Origin of the sequence: Halomonas sp. 3D7M, from assembly GCF_014897885.1 — a bacterium.
Taxonomy (GTDB): domain Bacteria; phylum Pseudomonadota; class Gammaproteobacteria; order Pseudomonadales; family Halomonadaceae; genus Vreelandella.
The window spans coordinates 1-4,927 of sequence record NZ_JABUZF010000205.1; the positions used below are offsets into that span (position 1 = coordinate 1).

Annotated in this window: 4 protein-coding genes; all 4 read right to left on the bottom strand. The window is 51.6% G+C overall.

Translation table 11 applies throughout. The annotated features are described in order from the left end of the window. Positions 1 to 233, bottom strand: a 233-nt coding sequence (pheA, locus tag INT22_RS11320) for a chorismate mutase (RefSeq protein ID WP_193068246.1), incomplete at its 3' end; no start/stop codon positions are given. A gap of 5 nt (positions 234 to 238) precedes the next feature. Further along, entirely contained in the window at positions 239 to 1,342 is a 1,104-nt protein-coding gene (gene serC, locus INT22_RS11325; RefSeq protein WP_193060196.1) for a 3-phosphoserine/phosphohydroxythreonine transaminase, read from the bottom strand. Then, positions 1,326 to 4,100 (bottom strand): DNA gyrase subunit A, encoded by a 2,775-nt coding sequence (gyrA, locus tag INT22_RS11330; protein WP_193060195.1) that lies wholly within the window; start codon positions 4,098 to 4,100, stop codon positions 1,326 to 1,328. The genes serC and gyrA overlap by 17 nt, the downstream gene beginning before the upstream one ends. Positions 4,101 to 4,253: 153 nt before the next feature. Next, complete coding sequence (locus tag INT22_RS11335; protein WP_089038447.1) at positions 4,254 to 4,688, bottom strand: acyl-CoA thioesterase; 435 nt, start codon at positions 4,686 to 4,688, stop codon at positions 4,254 to 4,256. Between the last annotated feature and the right edge of the window lie 239 nt (positions 4,689 to 4,927).

Genomic DNA, 4,927 nt, shown 5'->3' on the forward strand with positions numbered 1-4,927 from the left:
AGCCTCGCCATCTCTTCTGAGTCTAGCGGGCCAGGATTCAACGACATAATGCGGCGCAGCACCTGCGCCTCCCGCTCAGGACGATAAAATACGGCGTCTTTATCTTGAGCAAGCTTAACGTGTGCCACCTGCTGGGCGCAGTTGGCGCGCTCACTAATCAAGCGCAGAATATCGCCATCCAACTGGTCGATACGTTGACGTAAGTCGTCTAATTTAATTGGCGTATCGGACATGATGGTTAGCCTCTTCGTTGTTCAAAATCCGCCATAAAGGCGATTAGCGCGTCAACGGCCTCTTCAGGCACCGCGTTATATAAACTCGCACGCATGCCGCCAACACTACGATGGCCCTTTAGGTTAAGAAGCCCCGCCTCGTCAGCTTCTTGCAGGAATACGCTGTCTAAACTGCTGTCGGCCAGCACAAACGGAACATTCATGCGGGAACGGTTACGGCTGGCAATCGGATTAGTATAAAAATCACTGGCATCAATAGCGGCGTAAAGCTTCTGCGCTTTGCGCCGGTTAATGTCATCCATCACCTCTAAGCCACCGATGTCATCTTTTAACCACTGGAAAACAAGGCCAGCCAAGTACCATGCAAACGTTGGCGGCGTGTTGACCATAGAGCCTGCGTCCGCAAGCATTTGATAGTCAAACAGTGACGGAATGGAGCTAGGCGCTTTGCCGAGCAAGTCATCACGAATAGCGACCAAGGTTAAGCCAGCCGGGCCAATGTTTTTCTGAGCCCCCGCGTAAATCACTCCAAACTGCGTCACATCAATAGGGCCGGACAGAATGTTCGACGACATATCGCAAACCAAAGGTACATCCGCGCCATCTGCACGTTGCACCCTTGGCGTGTAGTCGAACTCTAAGCCACCGATGGTTTCATTTGAGGTGTAATGCAAATAGGCGGCATCGCTGCTAATCGCCAATGCATGTTCATCAGGCACCGCTGTATGACCATTGACTTCACTGCACGCTGCCATATGACAGCTAAACCCTAACCGCCGGGCTTCACTAATCGCCTTTTTACCCCAAATGCCCGTTTGGATAAAATTGGCGCATCCCCCTTGACCAAGCAAATTCATCGGCAGCATCGCAAACTGCATGCTGGCTCCGCCCTGCAAGAAGAGCACTTTGTAATTACTGGGAATATCCAGCAAATGACGCAGATCTGCTTCTGCTCGATCAGCAATAGCGACAAATTCATCACTGCGATGACTCATCTCCATTACAGACAAGCCACGCCCTTGAAAGTCCAGCAGTTCGTTGCGCGCACGTTCAAGCACGGCAACAGGCAGGGCCGCTGGCCCTGCACAAAAGTTATAATGACGTGTCATCGGTTCCCTGTTCCTGTTCGCCATCGTCAGCGTTATCTGGCTTGCCGGGATCAACAGCATCGCTATCGACGACATCGGTATCAATCGCACCGGTGTCTAGAGCGTCTGCTTCTGAACTATCTGACTCAAGCTCATCTATTTCGGCAGGCTCATCCACACGGACAGTTTTAACTAGTTTTTCTTCTTTACCCAGGCGAATCAGCATAACGCCCTGAGTATTTCGCGAGGTCGTTGACACTTCCTCAACCCGAGTACGCACCAAGGTGCCACGATCAGTGATCAGCATCATTTCATCGCTGTCATAGACTTGCATTGCGGCCACTAGAGCGCCGTTACGCTCGCTGGTTTGCATGGCAATAACGCCCTGCCCACCACGACCACGCAGCGGGAATTCTTCTAGGCGCGTACGCTTACCGTAACCATTCTCACTGGCCGTGAGAATATAGATCTGTCCTTCAGCTTGAGCATTCTCGGCCGCGACAAGCTGGGTATCAGCATCTACATCGGCGTCATCTTCTGCGTCAATTTGTTGGCTCTTAGGAATGATCAAGCTAATAACTTCAGCATCCCCCGCCAGGCGCATACCGCGTACACCACGGGCGGTACGGCCCATGGCGCGCACATTGCCTTCTTCGAAGCGGATCGCCTTACCGTTGGAGGAAAGCAACATGGCGTGATCAGAGCCAGACGTAATAGCAGCCCCCACCAAACGGTCGCCCTCTTCCAAATCAATGGCGATCAAGCCAACACTACGTGGGCGAGAGAATTGCTCAAGACTGGTACGTTTAACGGTACCTTTCGCCGTGGCAAAGAAAATGTAGTGCTCAGGATCGTAATCACGCACTGGCAAAATGGCGTTGACGGCTTCGCCTTCTTCAAGCGGCAGCATATTGACCAGCGGCTTGCCCCGAGAACCACGACTGGCGTTCGGCATCTCATAGACTTTCAGCCAATACACCTTGCCTCGGTTAGAGAACAGCAGCACGGTGTCATGGGTAGATGCGACCAACAGGTGCTCGATAACGTCTTCATCTTTCATCGCGGTGGCTGACTTACCTCGCCCACCACGGCGTTGTGCCTGATAATCAGACAACGGCTGAGTCTTGGCGTAGCCTGAGCGGGAAACAGTGACCACCATATCTTCTTCAGCGATGAGATCTTCAATCGACAAATCAAGGTGGCTCGCCTGAATTTCCGTACGGCGGTCATCGCCATACTGCTCACGTACAGCATGCAGCTCTTCTCGGATGACTTCCATCAGACGATCTGGAGACGCCAGGATGGTCGTAAATTCGGCGATTTTCTCAAGAATCGACAGGTATTCGTCTAACAGCTTCTCGGTTTCAAGACCTGTTAGGCGATGCAGACGAAGCTCTAGAATTGCTTGAGCCTGCGCCGGCGACAGTCGATATTCCGTCGCCGCCGTATTTAGACCAAACCCTTCATCCAGCTCTTCAGGCTTGCATGAGGTTGCGCCAGCACGTTCCAGCATCGCGGTAACCTGTCCGGGCTGCCACGTTTTAGCCAACAGTTTTTCACGCGCTTCAGAGGCATTGGGAGATGCCTTAATCAGCTCGATCACTTCATCAATATTGGAGATGGCAACTGCCAAACCCTCCAACAAATGACCACGCTCACGGGCTTTTTTCAACTCATACAAGGTACGGCGAGTAACAACTTCGCGGCGATGGCGAATAAACGCCTCAAGCATCTCTTTGAGGTTAAGAGTGCGTGGCTGGCCGTTTTCCAGCGCTACCATGTTAATCCCAAACACATTTTGCAATTGTGTTTGCGCAAACAAGTTGTTGACGACGACATCACCTGACTCGCCGCGTTTGATCTCAATCACCACGCGCAGGCCGTCTTTATCCGACTCATCGCGGAGCTCAGCAATACCCTCGATTTTCTTCTCTTTTACCAGCTCAGCGATTTTCTCGATCAATCGCGCTTTATTCACCTGGTAAGGCAGTTCAGTGATAATAATGTGATCTCGACCACTCTTATCATCATGCTCAATCGTATGGCAGGCACGCACATAGATACGCCCACGCCCGGTGCGGTAAGCATCTAAAATACCCGCGCGACCATTGATAATGCCCCCGGTAGGGAAATCTGGCCCTGGAATGTACTGCATGAGGTCATCAACGGTGAGCGTGTAATCATCAATTAACGCCAGACAACCATCAATTATTTCCCGCATGTTATGGGGCGGGATATTGGTCGCCATGCCCACCGCAATCCCTGATGACCCATTGATTAACAGGTTAGGAACTTTGGTTGGTAGCACGGCAGGAATACGTTCGGTGCCGTCGTAGTTATCGACCCAATCGACGGTATCTTTTTCCAGGTCAGCTAGCAGCTCGTGGGCAAGGCGCGCCATGCGCACCTCGGTGTAACGCATGGCGGCCGCGTTATCACCGTCAATAGAACCAAAGTTACCCTGACCATCCACCAGTACGTGACGCATGGAAAAGTGCTGGGCCATACGAACGATAGTGTCATACACCGCACTATCACCATGCGGATGGTATTTACCGATGACATCGCCGACGACACGCGCCGACTTCTTGTACGGTTTATTCCAATCGTTGCTCAGCTCGTGCATGGCAAAAAGCACGCGCCGGTGAACAGGCTTGAGGCCGTCACGCACATCGGGAAGAGCGCGACCGATAATGACACTCATCGCGTAGTCGAGGTACGACTGTTTAAGCTCGTCTTCAATATTGACGGGCAAGATTTCTCTGGCGATGTCACCCATGAAAGTCAGATCCTTTGCACTGCATTGGCACTGCGAGAGTTGAAAGCGCTTAAAAAAGCCGCCCTTGATACCACAACAAGGCGGCGCGCAGAGTCAGCACCATCATACCACTGCATAAGCACCATGGGCAGTCAGTGGCAACGGCATTACGCTTTACGCTAAAAAGGCGTCTTTATCGACCACAAGCCCCTCAAACACCTCTCGCACGTCTCCTTCAATAGGAGCGGCCTTATTCGCCTTCACATCTAGCAGCACAAAGGTCAAATCTGCCTGAGCAACCAGTACGCCGTCTTGACGCACAATTCGATGATGGCAAATCGCGCTACGATCACCCACGTCTACTATGCCGGTCATAATCTGCAAATCATCGTTCTGAACAGCGGCCGCTCGATAATCAATATTCAAATTGACCACGACAAACGCTCGGCCTGCCTTATGAAGTTGATTTATCAGGCGCGGATGGTCATCAAAAAAAGCCCAGCGCCCCTCTTCCATAAATTCAAGATAGCGCGCGTTGTTGACGTGACCGTAGCCGTCTAAATGGTAACCACGCACTCGCAGAGCAACACTGGATATTGCTGTAGACATAACACCCCCATTTCTAAAAATCTGTTAACCATTCACAAAACCCTTCAAATCAAACACAAGTTTTAAACCAGTGCAACAACAAGGCAATCCCCTAAGGCGCTGGTAGGAAAGGCTTGGTTTCGCCATAATGTGCCACCTTTTAAATAGGATTGGTGACATGTGGTTTAAGCACCTACATTTATACCGCCTTCACGGCGCCCCTGAGCTTGATAGCGATACACTTGCGAATGCACTCGACG

Excerpts from the sequence above, each read along its gene's own strand:
- gyrA (WP_193060195.1), bottom strand. The coding sequence starts at position 4,100 with ATGGGTGACATCGCCAGAGAAATCTTGCCCGTCAATATTGAAGACGAG.
- serC (WP_193060196.1), bottom strand. The coding sequence starts at position 1,342 with ATGACACGTCATTATAACTTTTGTGCAGGGCCAGCGGCCCTGCCTGTT.
- INT22_RS11335 (WP_089038447.1), bottom strand. The coding sequence starts at position 4,688 with ATGTCTACAGCAATATCCAGTGTTGCTCTGCGAGTGCGTGGTTACCAT.